This is a genomic window from Isoptericola sp. NPDC056618 (assembly GCF_042792715.1).
GTDB lineage: Bacteria > Actinomycetota > Actinomycetes > Actinomycetales > Cellulomonadaceae > Isoptericola > Isoptericola nanjingensis.
This window is the reverse complement of record NZ_JBHTVZ010000028.1, coordinates 1-17,166: the sequence shown is the minus strand read 5'-3', so window position 1 is coordinate 17,166 and position 17,166 is coordinate 1. Positions and strand designations below refer to the sequence as shown.

Here is a 17,166-nt window from a genome sequence, read left to right as displayed (position 1 = left end):
CGCTACTTCACCGCGCCGGCGGTGACGCCTCGGGTGAGGGTGCGCTGGAAGATCAGGAAGAACACCAGGGCCGGGACGAGGGAGACGAGCGCCCCGGCGTTGGTCGTGGGGGCGTCCATCATCCGGTCGCCCTGCAGCGACGCGAGCGCGATCGGGATCGTCTGCGTGTCGTTGGTCGTGAGCATGACCAGCGGGATGAAGAACTCGTTCCAGGTCCAGATGAAGAAGAAGATCATCAGGACCATGAGCGTGGGCCGCACGATCGGGAAGACGACCCGCCACAGGATCCTCCAGCGGCCCGCGCCGTCGAGCGCCGCCGCCTCGAGCAGCGCCGGCGGGAACGTGCCGAGCACGGACGCCAGCAGGTAGGTGCCGAAGGCCGACTGGATGACCGTGAAGATGATGATCACGGACCACTGCGAGTTCGACAGCCCCACCTGCCGGGCCATGTCGAACAGGGGGTAGATCAGCGCCTCCTGCGGGAGCATGTTCGCGAGCAGGAAGAGCAGCACCACCCACATCCGGCCCTTGATCCGGCCGATCCCGATCGCGTAGGCGTTGAGGAGCGAGAGGGCGCACGCCGCCACCGCCACGACGGCGGAGATGAAGAACGAGTTCCACAGCTTCACCGGGAACTCGGTGCGCTGCCAGAAGTTCACCAGCCCGTCGAGGTACAGGCTCGTCGGCAGGCTGAGCGGCCCGTGCTGCGTGTAGTCGTCGGGCGACTTGAACGCGTTGAGCAGCATCACCAGCAGCGGCGCGACCACGAGCAGCGCGACGACGACGGCGCCCGCGAGCACGAACCAGCGCCCGGCGCCCCGGTGGTGGCGGTCCCCGCTGCGCGACCGGACCGTCGCCAGGGTCGCGGCCATCAGCGCCCCACCTCCTCGGCCCGCTCGGCGCGCGTCTGCAGCGCGAGGATGACGACGGCGACCGCGAGGATCACCACGGTGAGCACGGTCGCGACGGCGGCGCCGTAGCCCACCCGCGACTTGTCGAAGAAGTTGAGGTACGAGTAGTAGCTCGGCACGAGCGTGGAGCTCTCCGGGCCGCCGCGGGTCAGCACGTAGATCGGGCCGAACACCTTGAGCGCCGCGACCGTGCAGGTCAGCGCCACGACGAACGTCTCCGGGCGGATCTGCGGGATCGTGATGGCCCGGAACCGCCGCCACCAGCCGGCGCCGTCCAGCTCCGCCGCCTCGTAGAGCTCGGGGTCCACCCGCTGCAGCGCCGCCATGAAGATCACGACGGGGTACCCGATCTGCACCCAGATCAGCACGAGCATGACGCTCGGCAGCGCCGTGCTCGGGTCGCCCAGCCAGTTCGGCGGGTCCGCGACGCCGACGGCGCGCAGGATCTCGTTGAGCGCGCCCGTCTGGGTGTTGAGGATCCAGTTCCACAGCACGCCCGCGACGGCGACCGGGAGGATCTGCGGCAGGTAGTACGTGGCCCGCAGGACCGACGCCACGCGGGCGCCGAACCGCCGGCCCAGGTAGTCGAACAGCACCGCCGCGAGCAGCAGGCCGATCACGGTCGGCACGAGCACCATCGCCACGATCATCGCGACGGAGTTCTGGAACGACGTCCAGAACGCGGCGTCGTGCCAGAGCTCCGTGTAGTTGTCGAGGCCCACCCAGGTGAGCGGCGCCAGGCCGCCGCGCCAGGAGAACAGGCTGATGTAGACGTTGGTCACCAGCGGGTACCCGATGACGAGCACGAAGAGCACCGCGCCGGGGAGCAGGTAGGCCAGGTAGGGCAGGGTCGTGCCCCGCCGGCGGCGGCGCGTCCGGGCGTCGGCCCGGGACGCCGCCGCGGGCGGGCTGAGGGTGGCGGTCACGTCGTCACTCGCCGAGCAGGTCGGCCTTGCCGTCCGTGTAGGCCGACTCCAGGCCGTCGAGCACCTGGTCCGGCGTCTTCGACCGGTTGATCAGGGACTGCAGCTGGCTGACGATCGTGTCGTAGTAGCCCGGCACGGGCCAGTCGGGGTAGAACGCCAGGCCGTCGTCGTCGAGGATCGCCTGGAAGTTCTCGGTGAGCTCGCGCGTCTTGTCGTCGGTGATCGCGGACGCGTCGCCCGCGACCGGCAGGCCGCCCGTCTGCGCCAGCACGTCCTGCACCTCGGGGCGCAGCGTGGTGTCGATGAACTCCGTGGCCAGCGACGGCGAGTCCGCGTTGGTCGGGACGACCCAGAGGTTGCCCGACGAGCCGGTGTGCAGCGTGTTCCCCGGGAAGTTGAACTGCCCCCAGTCGTCCTTCATCTCCGCCGTGACGCGGCCGAACCACCAGGAGCCGGAGACCATCATCGGGTAGTCGCCCTTCATGAAGGCGACGCCCATGTCCTCGGCCGTGAGGCCCGCGGAGTCGGAGGCGACGTAGCCGTCCTCGATCCACGAGTCGAGCTGCTCGGTGGCCGCCGTCATCTCCGGCCCGTGGAAGTCGACGTCGCCGTCGAAGAGCTGGTACTGGTCGACGAGCTCCCGGTCGGCGTTCGCCAGCACGAGCTCGTACCAGAGCTGTCCCATCGGGTACTCGGCGCCGGCCTCGGCCAGCGGGGTGACGCCGTCGTCCTTGAACGCCTTCATCACCTGCTCGAGCTCCTCGAGCGTGGTCGGCACCTCGAGGCCCGCGTCCTCGAACATCGTCTTGTTGTAGTAGACGCCCACGAACTCGCCGTAGTTGGGCACCCCGTACCAGTCGCCGGAGCCCATGAGGCCGTTCTCGTCGTAGCGCGCGGTGGTCTGCAGCGACCCGGAGAGCTTGTCGGCCCAGCCGTTCTCGTCCGCGGCGGCCGTCAGCGGGGTGATCAGGCCCTGCGCGGCGAGCTGGCCGGCCGTCGCGTTGCCCTTGTTGTACTCCATGACGTCGGGCACGTCGTCGCCGGTCAGCACGATCTTCGCGTTCTTCTGGATCTGCTCGAACGTCTGCTTCTCGACCTCGACCGTGACGTCCGGGTGCTCCTCCTCGAAGATCTCGATCGCCTTGGCCCACGCCTGGCCCATCGCCGAGTCGTCGTTCTCGTAGTGCCAGATCGTCAGCGTCTTGTCGTCGGTGTCGCCGCCCCCGGCGGTCGTGCCGCCGCCTCCCCCGCCGCCCACGCAGGCGGTCAGCGTCAGGGCAGACGCGGCGATCAGTGCGGCCGCGGACAGCGTGCGTGCGCGGTGGAGCATGGGGTCCTCCTCGTCGAGTCCAGCGCCGCGGCGGCAGTGCACGGGCCGCGGCGAGGCGCCCCGACTAAGTCGAAGCGCTTCGACGGCGAGTATCGACCCCGGACGAACCGTCGTCAAGCAGGAGCCCCTCGACCTGGGGTCGCGCGCCTCCCGGCGACCGCCCCGGCGGTCGAACCGATTCGCCCGCGCGCACTACGCTCTCCGACCATGGCCGAGCTACGCGCGACGACGCACGTCCTCCACACCGACAGCAGCGCCACCCGGTGGGTCGAGGCCTACCCCGTGGGCAACGGGCACCGGGGGGTGATGTGCACGGGCCGCGCCGGGGTGGAGCACCTGTGGCTCAACGACCTCACCGCCTGGTCGGGCTCGCCGCACCCCGACCCGCTGGCCGGGACGCGGGCCCGCGGCGCCGAGCACCTCGCCCGGGTGCGTGCCGCGGTCGAGGCGGGCGACGTGCGCGGGGCCGAAGCCCTGCTCGCCGAGATGCAGACCCCGTGGGCGCAGGCCTACCTCCCGCTCGCCGAGATCGACGTCGCCGTCGAGCCCGCCGACCCGCCGAGCGGGCCCGCGCCCCACCCCCACGGCATCGAGCGGCGCGAGCTGGACCTGCGCACGGCCGTCGCCACGCACGCGTGGGAGCACCCCGTGGCCGGCCGCGTCGTGCAGGAGACCTGGGCCGACTCCCGTGGCGGCGCGGTGGTGCACACCGTGCGCGCCGAGCGCCCCGTCCGCCTGGTCGTGCGCGTCGAGAGCCTGCTGCGGGCGTCGGCCCGCCCGCCCGTCGACCTGTCGCGTGCCGACGGTCCCGCCGGCCGCGCGGGCACCGCCGTCCTGGTGCGGACGCTCGACCTGCCCGTCGACGTCCCGCCGTCGCACCACCCCGAGGGCGAGCTGCGGTACGACGCTGCGCTCGGCCGTACCGGCACCGTGGCCGTGGCCGCGCCCACCGACCTCGACGCCGCCGTCGACGACGACGGCACGCTGCGCACCGGCGTCGCGCGCACGCACGTCCTGCTGGTCGCCACCGCCACGACCGACCCGCCGGGGGACGCCGGTGCCGCGGCGCCGGCCGACCGGATCGCGGCACAGCTCGCGACCGAGCGGGGCCCCGGCGGCGCAGGTCAGGGCGACGACGCCTCCGTCGAGGGCGCGGAGGCGCTCCGCGAGCGCCTGCGCGCCGCGCACGTCGCGGAGCACGCGCGGCACTACGGCCGCGTGGACCTGGCGCTGCCGTCGCCCGCGGGCGCGGCCGACCTGCCCACCGACCGCCGCGTGCTGGCCGCCGCCGAGCGCCCCGACCCGGGCCTCGCGGCGCTCACGTTCCACCTGGGCCGCTACCTGCTGCTGTCGTCGTCCCGGACGGGCGGCCTGCCCCTCACCCTGCAGGGCCTGTGGAACCCGTGGCTGCCGGGTCCGTGGAGCAGCGGCTACACGCTGAACATCAACCTGCAGATGGCGTACTGGGCGGCCGGCACGACCGGGCTCGCCGAGAGCCAGGAACCGCTGCTCCGCTACATCCGCCGTCTCGCCGCCGGGCCGGGCGCCGTCGTCGCGCGCGACCTGTACGGCGCCGCCGGATGGGCGGCGCACCACAACTCGGACGCGTGGGGCCACGCGGCGCCCGTCGGCAACGGCCGCGGCGAGGCGAAGTGGTCCGCGTGGGCGCACGGCGGCACGTGGCTGGCCCAGCACCTCCTGGAGCACCACCGGTTCACGGGCGACGACGCCGAGCTGCGGGCCGCGTGGCCCGCGCTGCGCGGGGCGGGCGAGTTCGCGCTCGCCTGGGTGCAGACGGCGGGCGGCTCCTCCGCCGGCGCCGAGCACGGCGGAGGCCTGGAGCGCGCCTGGACCAGCCCGTCGACCTCCCCGGAGAACCAGTTCGTCGCGCCCGACGGCGAGCCCGCCGCCGTCACGACCAGCGCCGCGATGGACGTGGCGCTGCTGCGTGCCCTGTCGGCGGGCTGCCGCGAGACCGCCGGCGCGCTCGGGCTCGACGACGCCGACGAGCCGTGGCTCGCGCGCCTCGAGGCCGTCGCCGCCGCGCTGCCGGGCCCGGCGGTCGGGTCGCGCGGCGAGCTGCTGGAGTGGGGCGAGGAGGTCCCCGAGGCGGAACCCGAGCACCGGCACCTGTCGCACCTCGTGGGGCTCTACCCCCTCGGCGACCTGGACCCGACGACGACCCCGGACCTGGCGCGGGCCGCCGCCCGCAGCCTCGAGCTGCGCGGCCGCGAGTCCACGGGCTGGTCCCTCGCCTGGCGGATCTCGCTGTGGGCGCGGCTCGGCGAGGGCGGCCGGGCCCACGACCAGGTGCTGCTGTCGCTGCGCCCAGCCGGCGGGCCGGACGGGCGGCACCCGGCCGGGCAGCGCGGCGGGCTGTACCCGAACCTGTTCAGCGCGCACCCGCCGTTCCAGATCGACGGCAACCTCGGCCTCACCGCGGGCGTCGCGGAGATGCTGCTGCAGTCGCACCGGCGGGACGGCGGCGCGGTCCGCCTCGACCTCCTGCCCGCGCTGCCCCCGGCGTGGCCCGACGGGGAGGTCACCGGCCTGCGGGCCCGCGGCGGGGCCGAGGTCGACCTCGCGTGGCGCGACGGCGCACTGACCCGCGCGCGGCTGCGGGCGCCCGACGACCGGGCCCTGGAGGTCGTGGTGGGTCACGGCGGCGTGGCCACCGCGGGAACCCCGGTCTCGGTCGCCGCGGGCGCTACCGTGATCCTCGACGTGCCCGGTGACCTCCCGGTCGTGGGCGCCGCCGTCCCTCTCGCACCCAGGAGATAGCCGTGGCCACCATCGAGGACGTCGCCAAGGCGGCGGGAGTCTCGGCGTCGACCGTCTCCTACGTGCTCTCCGGCAAGCGGTCCATCTCGGCGCCCACGCGCCGGCGCGTCGAGCAGGCGATCGCGACGCTGGGCTACCGCCCGCACGCCGGGGCACGCGCTCTCGCGTCGGCGCGCACCGAGGTCATCGGGCTGATGATCCCGCTGCGCTCCGGCATCGACGTGCCCGTGATCATGCAGTTCGCGGGCGGCGTGGTGACGCGGGCGCGCGAGCACGCGCACGACGTCCTGCTGCTCACCCAGGACGACCTCGAGGGCCTGGAGCGCGCCACGAACGGGTCGATGGTCGACGCCCTCGTCGTCATGGACGTGGAGGCCGACGACGCGCGCATCCCGATCCTCACCCGGTCGAGGCAGCCGTCGGTGCTGGTGGGGCTGCCGCGCGACGCGTCGGGGCTGTCGTGCGTGGACCTGGACTTCGAGGCCGCCGGGCGGCTCGCCGCGCGCCACCTGGCCGAGCTGGGACACCGCACCGTGGCGATGCTCGGCGCCCCGCCGGAGGTCGTGGACCGGCACACGTCGTACGTGGACCGCGTGATGCGCGGCTTCGGGGAGGCCGCGCCGGAGCACGGCCTGGACGCGCGGGTCGTCGCGTGCCCGGGCGCACCCGCGGAGGTCGCCCGCGTCGTCGACGAGCTCCTCGCCGACGCGCCCGGCACCAGCGGGCTCTTCGTGCACAACGAGCGCGCGCTGCCCCACGTCCTGTCCCGGCTGCGGGAGTCCGGCCGAGCCGTGCCCGAGGACGTGTCGGTGATCGCGCTGTGCCCCGAGGACGTCGCGCTCGCGCAGGCGATGCCGATGACCGCCATCGACCTGCCCGCGTCGACCATCGGGAGCCTCGCCGTGGACATCGTCATGGGCCGGCTCGACGACGGCCGCCCCGCCGAGACCCGGCTGCTCGCGCCCGTGCTGACCACCCGCGGGAGCACCGCTCGCCGGTAGGACCGCGGCTCCGCGACGGCGCGGGGCGAAAGGTCACGGACCGGCTCCGGATCGCCGGACACCATTGCGGAACTCGCCATGGGGGTGATATCAATTCGAAGCGCTTCGACACGGCGGCCACCGGCGGCAGCCGAGCGCGCGAGACCCATCACGAGGGAGTGACAGGTGAGCCTCACCCAAGGAGCGCCGCTGCTCGACCGCGGACCCGCCGACGTCCCGGACCGAGAACCCGGGAGCGAGGGCGCCACCCAGGTCCGGCTCCGCGACCGGAGACGCCGCGGCAAGAAGCCGTCGCCCGCGATGTTCCTCGTCGTCCTCCCGTTCCTCGTCCTCGTGCTGGTGTTCTCCTACCTGCCGCTGGCCGGCTGGGCGACGGCGTTCTACGACTACAAGCCCGCGCTCGGACTGTCCGGCAGCGAGTTCGTCGGGTTCCAGTGGTTCCGGATGCTCGTGTCCTCCCCGACCCAGCTCCAGCAGATCGGGCAGGTCATGGCGAACACCCTCGCCATGAGCTTCCTGGGCATCGCGACCTCGCTGCTCCCGGTCTTCTTCGCGATGCTCCTCAACGAGATCCGCGCCCCGTGGTTCAAGAACGCGGTGCAGACCCTCACGACGCTCCCGAACTTCATCTCGTGGGTGCTCGTGTACATGATCGCCTTCTCGCTCTTCTCCACCTCGGGCCTCGTGAACTCGGTGCTGAACGACTGGGGCATCATCACCACGCCGATCAAGTTCCTCGACACCGGCGAGCACGTGTGGCTCACGATGCTGCTCTGGAGCCTGTGGAAGGGCCTCGGGTGGGGCGCGATCATGTACCTCGCCGCCATCACCTCGATCGACCCGGCGCTCTACGAGTCCGCGCGCATCGACGGCGCGGGCCGCTTCCAGCTCATGCGGTACATCACCTTCCCGCAGCTGATGCCCACCTACGTGGTCCTGCTCGTGCTCTCCATCGCGAACATGCTCAACAACGGCATGGAGCAGTACTACGTGTTCCAGAACGCCTTCAACAAGGAGCACATCCAGGTGCTGGACCTGTACGTCTACAACATCGGCATCACCGGGAACAGCCTGTCGATGGCGACGGCGCTGGGCATGCTGAAGAGCGTCATCTCCGTCGTCCTCCTCGTCACGGCCAACGCGATCGCCAAGCGCGCCCGCGGCACGTCGATCATCTGAACGGGGACCAGACCGTGTCGATCACCAGCCCTGCCCTCAAGCGCACCCGCGGCGACGTCCCCTTCGCGCTCCTCAACTACGCCGGCTTCCTGCTCTTCGCGCTCCTGTGCGCCTACCCGTTCTACTTCCTGATCATCAACTCGGTGAGCGCCAACGACATGAGCGCCCTGGGCCAGGTCCGCCTGTGGCCCGAGGGGTTCCACCTGTCGAACTACACGCAGATCCTGCAGCTCGACGGGCTGTCCGCCGCGGCGATCGTGTCCGTGGCCCGCACCCTGATCGGCACGGCCTGCACCGTGCTGGCGTCGGCGTTCCTCGGCTTCATGTTCACTCAAGAACGGATGTGGAAGCGCTCCCTCTGGTACCGCCTCGTCATCTTCACGATGTACTTCAGCGCGGGGCTCATCCCGATGTACGTCACGATGAAGTCGCTGGGGCTCACGAACTCGTTCTGGGTCTACATCCTCCCGGCGATCGTGCAGCCCTTCAACATCATCCTCGTCAAGACGTACGTGGAGTCGATGCCGGCCTCGCTCCAGGAAGCGGCGGAGATCGACGGGGCGGGCACGCTCCGGGTCTTCTTCCGGATCATCCTCCCGAACATGACGCCGATCCTGGCCACGGTGGCGATCTTCACGGCGGTGGCCCAGTGGAACTCGTTCCAGGACACGCTGCTGTACATCACCGACCAGAAGCTCTACTCCCTGCAGTACCTGCTCTACACCTACACCAACCAGGCGAGCAGCCTGGCGCAGGCCGCGCAGAACGCTCAGGGAAACCTGGGAGCCCTGGCCACGGCGGCCACCACACAGACACCGACGTCGATCCGCATGACGGTCGCGGTGCTCGTGGTGCTCCCGATCCTCTTCATCTACCCGCTCTTCCAACGCTATTTCGTCAAGGGAATCATGCTCGGCGCGGTCAAGGGCTGACCGCGTCTCGTCGAACGCACGAAGGGGTGTCATGAAACTCAGGAAATCGGTCGCCATGGTGGTGGCCCCGCTGGTCGGGGTGCTGTCGCTCGCGGCCTGCTCGCCCGGCGGGTCGGACGACGACGCACCGACGAACGTCAACCTCGACCAGGACTGGTCCAAGGCCGACCCGATCACCGTCGACGTCTACGACGGCCTGGCCAACTACATGGGGACCCAGGGCGGGTGGTTCGGGAAGGTCGTCAAGGACAAGTTCAACATGGAGCTCAACATCATCGCTCCCAACGTCGCGGGCGGCGGTGACACCCTGTACAACACCCGCGTCTCCGGCGGCGAGCTGGGCGATCTCGTCGTCGTCGACAAGGGTCAGCAGATGGACGAGCTCGTGGAGGGCGGCCTGCTCCTGGACGCCGCGGACTACTACGGGTCGATGACGAACGTCCCGCAGTACGACCCGGCGGTCCAGCACCTCAACGAGGGCAAGGAGGGCATCTACGGTTTCCCGACCTCCGTGTCGAGCCTCAAGCCGACCGAGCCGTCGGAGGGCCTCGAGCCCACGTTCGGCCCGTACCTGCGCTGGGACCTGTACGGCAAGGCCGGCTACCCGGAGATCGGGACGCTGGAGGACCTCCTGCCGGTCCTGAAGGACATGCAGGACGCGCAGCCCCAGGCCGACAACGGACAGAAGGCGTACGCCATCTCCCTGTTCAAGGACTGGGACGGGAACATGATGGTCACGGCCAAGCAGCCCGCCACCCTCTACGGCTACGACGAGATGGGCTTCGTCCTGGCGAAGGCGGACGGCTCGGACTACCAGAGCATCGTCGACTCCGACTCGGAGTACGTCCGGGCCCTGAAGTTCTACTTCGACGCCAACCAGATGGGGCTCGTCGACCCGGAGTCCACCACCCAGAACTACGACACGATGTTCACCAAGTACCAGAACGGGCAGGTCCTGCTGTCCTGGTGGCCGTGGCTCGGGCAGTCGGCCTACAACACCGACAAGAACATGGGCGCCGGCAAGGGCTTCGAGCTCGCGCCGCTGCAGGACCAGCAGATCTTCTCCTACGGTGCCGAGGTGTACGGCGGCAAGCAGATCCTCGGGATCGGCTCGGGCGCCGAGGACCCCGCCCGCCTGGCGGCGTTCATCGACTGGCTGTACTCGCCCGAGGGCGTCAACATGAACGCGTCGCAGACCGGCGCGGCCGCGGGACCGGAAGGGCTCACGTGGGAGCTGGGTGAGGACGGCGAGCCGGCGCTCACCGACTTCGGCACGAAGGTGTTCCGCGAGGGCGGCGCCGACGTGCCGGCCGAGTGGGGCGGCGGGTCCTACACGGACGGCGTGTCGACGCTCAACGTGTCGACCGTCCTGCCCAAGGACGTCAACCCGGAGACGAAGCAGCCGTACAACTACACGTTCTGGCCGAGCTACCAGGAGCAGGTCGCGAACCCTCTGTCCGAGGACTGGAGCGCCCGGATGGGCGACGCCACCTCGACCATGGAGTACCTGCAGGCCAACGACCAGCTCGTCGTCGCGCCGGGCTCGAGCTTCACCGCCCCGGCGGACGACTCGGAGATCGAGGCCATCCGCAGCCAGGTCAAGGCCGCCATCATCGAGCACTCCTGGAAGATGGTCTTCGCCAAGAGCGACGCCGAGTTCGACTCGCTCCTCGCGGACATGCAGAAGACCGTCGAGGGCCTCGGCTACGCCAAGGTGCTCGAGTTCGACATGGCGAACGCCAAGGCGCAGAACGACGCCCGCGTGGCGGTCGCCAAGGAGTTCGGGTGACCGGTCGCCGGTGATCCGGCACCCGCACGACGAAGGGCTCGGGCGCCATGCCCGAGCCCTTCGTCGTCCCCGCTCCCGCGCCGCGCCGGTCACTCCCCCGAGTGCAGGCTCACCGGCTCCAGCTCCGAGGGGTGCGCCTGCCGCCGGCGGAAGACGCCGTGCAGCAGGAGGGCGCACGCGTAGGCGCCGAACGAGACGCCGATCGTGGCGGCCAGGAAGAGCGTCTGCGGCAGGACGTAGGCGACGCACGCCGCGCCCACCGGGATCGCCGCCAGCCCCAGGGTGCGCGCCGGCTCGGCCAGCGGCAGCAGCAGCGCGTTGCGCACGGTCCGACGCAGCGGGGCGTCGAACCAGCCGACCAGGGCGAGGCCGTACAGCAGCGCCGCGAGCAGGTAGGCCGCGCCCAGGAGCGCGAGCGCCCCGGCGACCGCGGTCAGCGCCCCGTCCGACGACAGCCAGAAGAATCCGCTGAAGACGAGCATCGCCGCCGGGACCGCGAACGCCACGAGCACCGCGGTGCCCCGCCACGCGTTCCGCCCGAGGGCGACGAAGAAGCCGCGCACCAGGTGACCGCGCTCGTCGTCCGCATAGCGCAGCGTCACCTCGAGCAGCGCGCTCGTCGCCGCGCCGACCGTGACGAGCGGCAGGCACACCACCAAATAGGCGACGTTGAGCACCACGAACAGGACGAACGTCGTCAGGCCCTGCGCGGTCCTGCCCTCGGTGTCGATCCTCATCGTGCCGGGGCCCCCACGGTCAGCCGTCGCCGTGCCGGGAGGTCGACGCTCGACGGGCCCGCCGCGAGCGTGTACTCCCCCGGCGCGACCCGCAGCACGCCGTCGAGCATCCCGCCGCCCGTCCCCTGCTCCCACACGGCCAGCCGCGCGACGTCGACCGGGACGTCGACCACCGCCTCCTCGCCCGGGGCCAGGCGGACCCGCCCGTACCCCAGCAGCAGCCGCTCCGGCGTCGGGACTCCGGACGCGGGCCCGCCCAGCGCGTAGACCTGCACGAGCTCCTCGGCCGGGCGTGTGCCGTCGTTGCGCACGGTCACGCGCGCCGTGACCACCCCCGCCGCGGCGGGGTCCGCCGGCCGCAGCGGCGGGTGGTCCTGGGTCGGGGCCGGGGCGGGCACGACGTCGCGGGACAGCGCGAGGCCGTGGTAGGCGACGTCGCCGTAGGTCAGCCCGTGGCCGAACGCGAAGGCGGGCGTCCCGAGCTCCCCCGCCGGCAGGTGCCGGTAGGTGACCTGCTGGCGGCGGGTGTCGTAGTCGAACAGGTCGCCCGCCTGCTCCGGGCGGGCGGGCCACGTCTGCGCCAGGCGGCCCGTGGGCTCCACCGCTCCGGTCAGCACGTCGGCGAGCCCGTGCCCGAGCTCCTGGCCGGCGTGGCTGCTCCACACGACGGTCGACGCGTCCCCGGCCCCCGGGCCGAGCACGTACGGGTAGCTCGACACGATCGTCAGGACGGCGCGCGGGTTGGCCTCGGCCGCCGCCCGCCAGACCTCGACCGCGGCGTCGGGGAGCATGAGGTGCGGCCGGTCCTGCGTCTCGCGGCCGCCGAGGTGCGGGTCGTTGCCGACCACGACGACGACGGCGTCGCAGCGCCCCGCGACCTCCGCCACGCGGGCGGCGCCCGACTCGAGGACGCGCGGCACGAACCGGGCGGCGTCCTCGGGCGTGCGCCCCTCGGCGCACAGCACGCCCGTGTCCCGCTGGGCCCGCACCCAGCGGCCCGACCCGAGGTGCAGCAGCGACCACGACCCGTCGGGGTGGACGTGCCGGCGGAAGCTCTCCTGCACCTCCCACCCGCCCACCCGGCCCGCGTCGGCGCGCAGCGGCCAGGACGCACCGGTGAGGAGGCGCCCCGACGCCGCCGACCGGAACGTGAGCACGCCGTCGCCCCAGTCGGTGACCTCGAGGTGCGTGGCCTTGTCGGCGGCGGCCGCGTCCGCCACCACGCGGGCGCCGTCCTCGGACACCGCGACGTAGCGGCCGGTGGCCGCCACGCGCAGCGCGACGACGTCGGCCCCCGTGGCCGCCTCGACGCGGTCCGCGCCGAGCGCCGCGCGCAGCCCGTCGACCGGCGTCACGGCGTACGGCGGCGTGCCCGAGTACCAGTCGGTGAGCACGACGTCCGCGAGCGGACCGACCACCGCGACGGTGCCCGACGCCGGCAGCGGCAGCGCCCGGGCGTCGTCGCGCAGGACGACGATCCCGCGGGCGGCCGCCTCCCGCGCCAGCGCCCGGTGCTCGGGCGGGTCGATCTCGCCGAGGTCGGCGTACGGGTCGTGCTCGCCGTCCAGCTCACCCGAACGGATCCGCAGCTCGAGCAGGCGCAGCACGGCACGGTCGACGTCGTCGGCCGTGAGGAGCCCGCGGTCGAGCGCCTCCTCGATCCGCCGGACCGTGGGCCCACGGTCGGCGTCGTCGTCCGTGAAGGAGTCGACACCCGCGCGCACCATCGCGGCGTTCCCCGCGGCCCGGTCGGACGCCGCGCCCTGCAGCGCCACGAGGAAGGCGGGCGCCGCGGCGTCCGAGACGAGCGCGACGGAGCCCGGGGCCCACGACCGCAGCTCGTCGAACAGCTCGCCCTGCAGGTGCGCCGGCACGCCGTTCACCTGGTTGTACGAGGGCATCACCGCGCCGGCCACCCCCGCCTCGACGGGCTCGCGGAACGCGGGCAGCTCCTCCTCGTGCAGGGTACGCGGGTCGAGGTTCGAGCTCGTCGACGACCTGTCGGTCTCGTTGTTGTACGCGAGGAAGTGCTTGAGCGTCGGGACCGTCTTCCACACGCGCTCGTGGTCGCCCCGCAGACCCCGGCTGTAGGCGGTGGCGAGGTGAGCGGTCAGGTGCGGGTCCTCGGAGTACCCCTCCTCGTTGCGGCCCCACGCGGGGTGCCGCAACGTGTTCACCACGGGGGCCCACACGTTGAGGCTCACCGACGGGTCCGCGCGGTGCTTGGCGCGCACCTCGCTCGCGGTCGCGTCGCCGACCCGGCGCACCAGGTCGGTGTCCCAGGTCGCCGCGAGCCCCACCGGCTGCGGGAACACGGTCGCCTCCCCCAGCCAGGCGACGCCGTGCAGCGCCTCGCAGCCGGTGTGGAACGGCGCGAGCCCGAGCCGCTCGACGGCGGGGGCGTGCTGGTGGAGCATCGCGACGCGCTCGTCGCGCGACAGCCGGGACAGCAGGTCGACGGCGCGCTCGGGCGTCGGCAGGCGGTGGTCACGGAAGGCAGGCACGTCCACGGGTCCTCCTCTGGGTGCCGCGGCGGTGCGGCACGGCGGTCACGCTACCGGCGACGATCGTCGGTGCGGATCGTCGAAGCGCTTCAACAACGCTACCGACACCCCGCTCCGAGGGCAAAGCCCTTCCGGCACGCGATCCGCCGCGCCATCGTGTCCGACGGCGCGGCGGATCGCGTGCCGGAGAACAGTGCTGCGGAGGGTCGCGCTCAGCCGAGCGGCACGTCGACGCCGCCGCGCAGCACGCGCCGCACGCGCAGGTCGCCGTCCGTGACGACGACGTCTGCGCGCCGCCCCACCACGAGGCCGCCGACGTCGGTGAGGCCCAGCACGCGCGCCGGGACCCAGGACGCGGAGCGCACGGCGTCGACGAGCGGGACGCCCGCCGCGACGGTGCCGCGCACGACGTCGAGCAGGTGCGCCGTGCCGCCCGCGATCGCGCCGCCGTCGGGGTCGCCCGGGTCGGTGAGGCGGGCGACCCCGTCGCGCACGGTCACCGCCATCGGCCCCAGCTCGTAGGAGCCGTCGGCCATGCCGGCGGCCGCCATCGCGTCCGTGACGAGCGCGACCCGGTCCGCCCCGACCGTCTCCACGACCGTCCGCACGGTCGCCGGCGCGAGGTGGACGCCGTCGGCGATCAGCTCCACGACGAGCTGACCACGGGCGGCGGCCGCGAGGCACGCGGCGATCGGCCCCGGCGCCCGGTGGTGCAGGGGGCGCATCCCGTTGAACAGGTGGGTGGCCGTCATCTCGCGCTCGGGCGCCTCGCCGGCCTCCGCGGCGGCCGCGAGGGCCGCGGCGACCTGCGCGACGAGCACCTCCGCCTGCTCCGTGGTGGCGTCGGTGTGCCCGAGGGACGGCACGACCCCGGCGGCCACCAGCGCGTCGGCCGCGCCGTCGGCCCCGACCACGCCGTCGACCTCGGGGGCCACGGTCATGGTGCGCAGGTGCCCGCGCGACGCCTCGACGAGGTCGCGCACGAGGCGGACGTCGCCCGGGACGAGGTCGTCAGGGCTCTGCGCGCCGCGCCGCTCGTGCGACAGGAACGGCCCCTCCGCGTGGACCCCCGCGATCTCACCCGCGTCGGCGAGGTCGGCGAGCAGGGCCGCCCGGGCCAGCAGGGTCTCGCGGTCGGCCGTGACGAGGGAGGCGAGCATCGTCGTGGTGCCGTGCCGGCGGTGCTCGAGCACCGCGACCAGCGCGTCGTCGGCGGTCGTCGCGTCGGGGAAGCCGACGCCGCCCCCGCCGTGGTTGTGCAGGTCCACGAGACCGGGCAGCAGCACGGTGCCGGCCTCGGGGGCGGGGGCCGCGGCCACCGCCGCGGCGACCTCCGCGTCGGCGTGCTCGGCCGCCGCGGCCGGTCCCACCCAGCGCACGAGGCCGTCGGCGACGACGACCGCGCCCTCTCCGACGTCGTCCTGCGGGGTCACGACGCGACCGCGCAGCGCGACCGGCGCGCCGGGCTCGGAGACAGGGGCCGTGGGGGTGGCAGCGCTCATGGGCCCATCCTGCCGCAGGGCCATTGGATTGCGAAACCTTCCTGACAAACCCCTGGGCCTCAGAAGAGGCGCGAGTCCACGTCGTCCACGCCGCGCATCGCGTCGTAGTCGAGCACCAGGCACTCGATCCCCCGGTCCGTCGCGAGCACGCGCGCCTGCGGCTTGATCTCCTGCGCGGCGAAGACGCCGCGCACCGGGGCGAGCAGCGGGTCGCGGTTGAGGAGCTCGAGGTAGCGGGTCAGCTGCTCGACGCCGTCGATGTCGCCGCGGCGCTTGAGCTCGATCGCCACGGTCGCGCCGGCGGCGTCGCGGGCCAGGATGTCGACCGGTCCGATCGCCGTCATGTACTCGCGGCGCACGAGGGAGTGGCCCGCGCCGAGGAGGTGGATCTGTGCGGCCAGCAGCTCCTGCAGGTGCGCCTCCACGCCGTCCTTCACGAGGCCCGGGTCGACGCCGAGGTCGTGGGCGGAGTCGTGCTCCACCTCGTGCAGCTCGATCTCCAGGCGGTCGTCGGACTTCTGGTGCTGCACCGTCCAGACCTGGGTGACGCCGCGCCCCCGCGCCTCGTCGTCGGGCTCGCCGACCGCCGTCGAGCACGGCGGGCTCATCCAGTTGAGCGGCTTGTACGAGCCGCCGTCGGAGTGCAGCAGCACGCTGCCGTCCGCCTTGACGACGAGGAGCCGCGTGGCCAGCGGCAGGTGGGCGGTGAGCCGGCCGGTGTACCGGGCCGAGCAGCGGGCGACGACGAGACGCACGGTCCCCCTCTTCGTTCGTGGCGGGTGCTGTGGCGGTGCTCTACAGGACCAGGTCGCGGCGCCCCGGGGGCGCGGACTCGAGCCACGACGCGAGCCCGGCGTACGCGCCGGAGGACATCAGCAGCTCGAAGTCGGTGCCGTCGTAGCGGCAGCGCACCAGCACCTGGTCCGGCTGGCCGGCCTGGTCGAGCGGGGCCCGTCCGGTGATCGAGAGCCCGTCCCGTCGCCAGACGCGCGCCGGGCGCGGCGCGAGCGACCATCCGCGCCACCAGTCGATACGGCCCACGGCGTAGTGGGCGATCCCCACCATCCACGCGGCCTGCGGGTCGTCCGCGGGCCGGGCATGGCAGGGGAAGGAGCCGACCCTCCGGGAGAGGGTCCGCAGGCGGGAGGCGCCGGCGGCGAGCACCAGTCCGAGCGCGACGACGAGAGCCACCGCGGTCCAGACTGCGTACGCCACCGGCACCTGCCTCAGCGCAGCGCCGGCTCGCGGCCGGACAGCTCCGAGACCTCGTCGACGACGATCGTCACGAGGTTGCCGTCGACGGAGACGAAGCCGCCGGTGACGTGCGCCTCGACCGCGGTCCCGTGGGCCGTCGACACCTTGACCGTGCCCGGGCGCAGCACCGCGAGGAGCGGGGCGTGGCCGGCGAGGATGCCGACCTGGCCGTCGACGGACGGGGCGCTCACCTCGCGCGCCGCGCCGGACCAGACCTTGCGGTCGGACGCGACGAGGTCCACGTTCAGCTCTGCCATCTCCATGTCCTCTTTCCGATCGTGCGGGGTTCGTCAGGCGGTCGCGTCGTCCCGCCGGGAGGC

The 17,166-nt window shown here is 73.0% G+C and carries 14 protein-coding genes; 5 read left to right on the top strand and 9 right to left on the bottom strand.

Annotated features, from left to right (window positions below; genetic code table 11):
• Nucleotides 1-2: 2 nt before the first annotated feature.
• From ACFQ8T_RS20805 to ACFQ8T_RS20795, 3 genes are read right to left on the bottom strand one after another with little or no spacing between them, the layout of a single operon-like run.
• Nucleotides 3-872, bottom strand: coding sequence for a carbohydrate ABC transporter permease (locus ACFQ8T_RS20805; RefSeq protein ID WP_430548369.1), 870 nt, complete (start codon nucleotides 870-872; stop codon nucleotides 3-5).
• Nucleotides 872-1,837: a carbohydrate ABC transporter permease gene (locus ACFQ8T_RS20800; protein WP_430548368.1), complete on the bottom strand. Its 966-nt coding sequence runs from the start codon at nucleotides 1,835-1,837 to the stop codon at nucleotides 872-874. The genes ACFQ8T_RS20805 and ACFQ8T_RS20800 overlap by 1 nt, the downstream gene beginning before the upstream one ends.
• A gap of 4 nt (nucleotides 1,838-1,841) precedes the next feature.
• Nucleotides 1,842-3,167, bottom strand: a complete 1,326-nt coding sequence (locus tag ACFQ8T_RS20795; RefSeq protein WP_430548367.1) for an ABC transporter substrate-binding protein — start codon at nucleotides 3,165-3,167, stop codon at nucleotides 1,842-1,844.
• A 207-nt stretch (nucleotides 3,168-3,374) separates the two neighbouring features.
• Here ACFQ8T_RS20795 and ACFQ8T_RS20790 point away from each other — a divergent pair, with 207 nt between their 5' ends.
• From ACFQ8T_RS20790 to ACFQ8T_RS20770, 5 genes are all read left to right on the top strand, one after another.
• Nucleotides 3,375-5,948 carry a glycoside hydrolase N-terminal domain-containing protein gene (locus ACFQ8T_RS20790; RefSeq protein WP_430548366.1) on the top strand — a complete coding sequence of 858 codons (2,574 nt, stop codon included), beginning with the start codon at nucleotides 3,375-3,377 and terminating at the stop codon, nucleotides 5,946-5,948.
• Between the two features lie 2 nt (nucleotides 5,949-5,950).
• A complete protein-coding gene (locus tag ACFQ8T_RS20785; RefSeq protein WP_430548365.1) occupies nucleotides 5,951-6,949 on the top strand; it encodes a LacI family DNA-binding transcriptional regulator in 999 nt (332 codons plus the stop codon).
• Nucleotides 6,950-7,114: 165 nt separating this feature from the next.
• A complete protein-coding gene (locus tag ACFQ8T_RS20780; RefSeq protein ID WP_430548364.1) occupies nucleotides 7,115-8,128 on the top strand; it encodes an ABC transporter permease in 1,014 nt (337 codons plus the stop codon).
• Nucleotides 8,129-8,142: 14 nt separating this feature from the next.
• On the top strand, nucleotides 8,143-9,060 hold the full coding sequence (locus ACFQ8T_RS20775; protein ID WP_430548363.1) for a carbohydrate ABC transporter permease: 918 nt from the start codon (nucleotides 8,143-8,145) through the stop codon (nucleotides 9,058-9,060).
• Nucleotides 9,061-9,091: 31 nt separating this feature from the next.
• Nucleotides 9,092-10,849 (top strand): ABC transporter substrate-binding protein, encoded by a 1,758-nt coding sequence (locus ACFQ8T_RS20770; RefSeq protein WP_430548362.1) that lies wholly within the window; start codon nucleotides 9,092-9,094, stop codon nucleotides 10,847-10,849.
• A gap of 89 nt (nucleotides 10,850-10,938) precedes the next feature.
• On the opposite strand, the gene ACFQ8T_RS20765 is transcribed toward ACFQ8T_RS20770, so the two are convergent.
• From ACFQ8T_RS20765 to ACFQ8T_RS20740, 6 genes are all read right to left on the bottom strand, one after another.
• The gene (locus tag ACFQ8T_RS20765; protein ID WP_430548361.1) at nucleotides 10,939-11,586 is read right to left on the bottom strand and encodes a DUF624 domain-containing protein; all 648 of its coding nucleotides are present in this window, start codon (nucleotides 11,584-11,586) and stop codon (nucleotides 10,939-10,941) included.
• Nucleotides 11,583-14,096 carry a beta-glucosidase gene (locus tag ACFQ8T_RS20760; protein ID WP_430548360.1) on the bottom strand — a complete coding sequence of 838 codons (2,514 nt, stop codon included), beginning with the start codon at nucleotides 14,094-14,096 and terminating at the stop codon, nucleotides 11,583-11,585. The genes ACFQ8T_RS20765 and ACFQ8T_RS20760 overlap by 4 nt, the downstream gene beginning before the upstream one ends.
• Before the next feature lie 206 nt (nucleotides 14,097-14,302).
• Entirely contained in the window at nucleotides 14,303-15,592 is a 1,290-nt protein-coding gene (locus ACFQ8T_RS20755) for an N-acetylglucosamine-6-phosphate deacetylase (protein WP_430548359.1), read from the bottom strand.
• Nucleotides 15,593-15,651: 59 nt separating this feature from the next.
• The gene (gene nucS / locus ACFQ8T_RS20750; protein ID WP_430548358.1) at nucleotides 15,652-16,347 is read right to left on the bottom strand and encodes an endonuclease NucS; all 696 of its coding nucleotides are present in this window, start codon (nucleotides 16,345-16,347) and stop codon (nucleotides 15,652-15,654) included.
• 40 nt (nucleotides 16,348-16,387) lie between these two features.
• Complete coding sequence (locus ACFQ8T_RS20745) at nucleotides 16,388-16,807, bottom strand: DUF2550 domain-containing protein (RefSeq protein ID WP_430548357.1); 420 nt, start codon at nucleotides 16,805-16,807, stop codon at nucleotides 16,388-16,390.
• Between the two features lie 11 nt (nucleotides 16,808-16,818).
• A complete protein-coding gene (locus ACFQ8T_RS20740) occupies nucleotides 16,819-17,103 on the bottom strand; it encodes a F0F1 ATP synthase subunit epsilon (RefSeq protein WP_380327012.1) in 285 nt (94 codons plus the stop codon).
• Nucleotides 17,104-17,166: the final 63 nt, after the last annotated feature.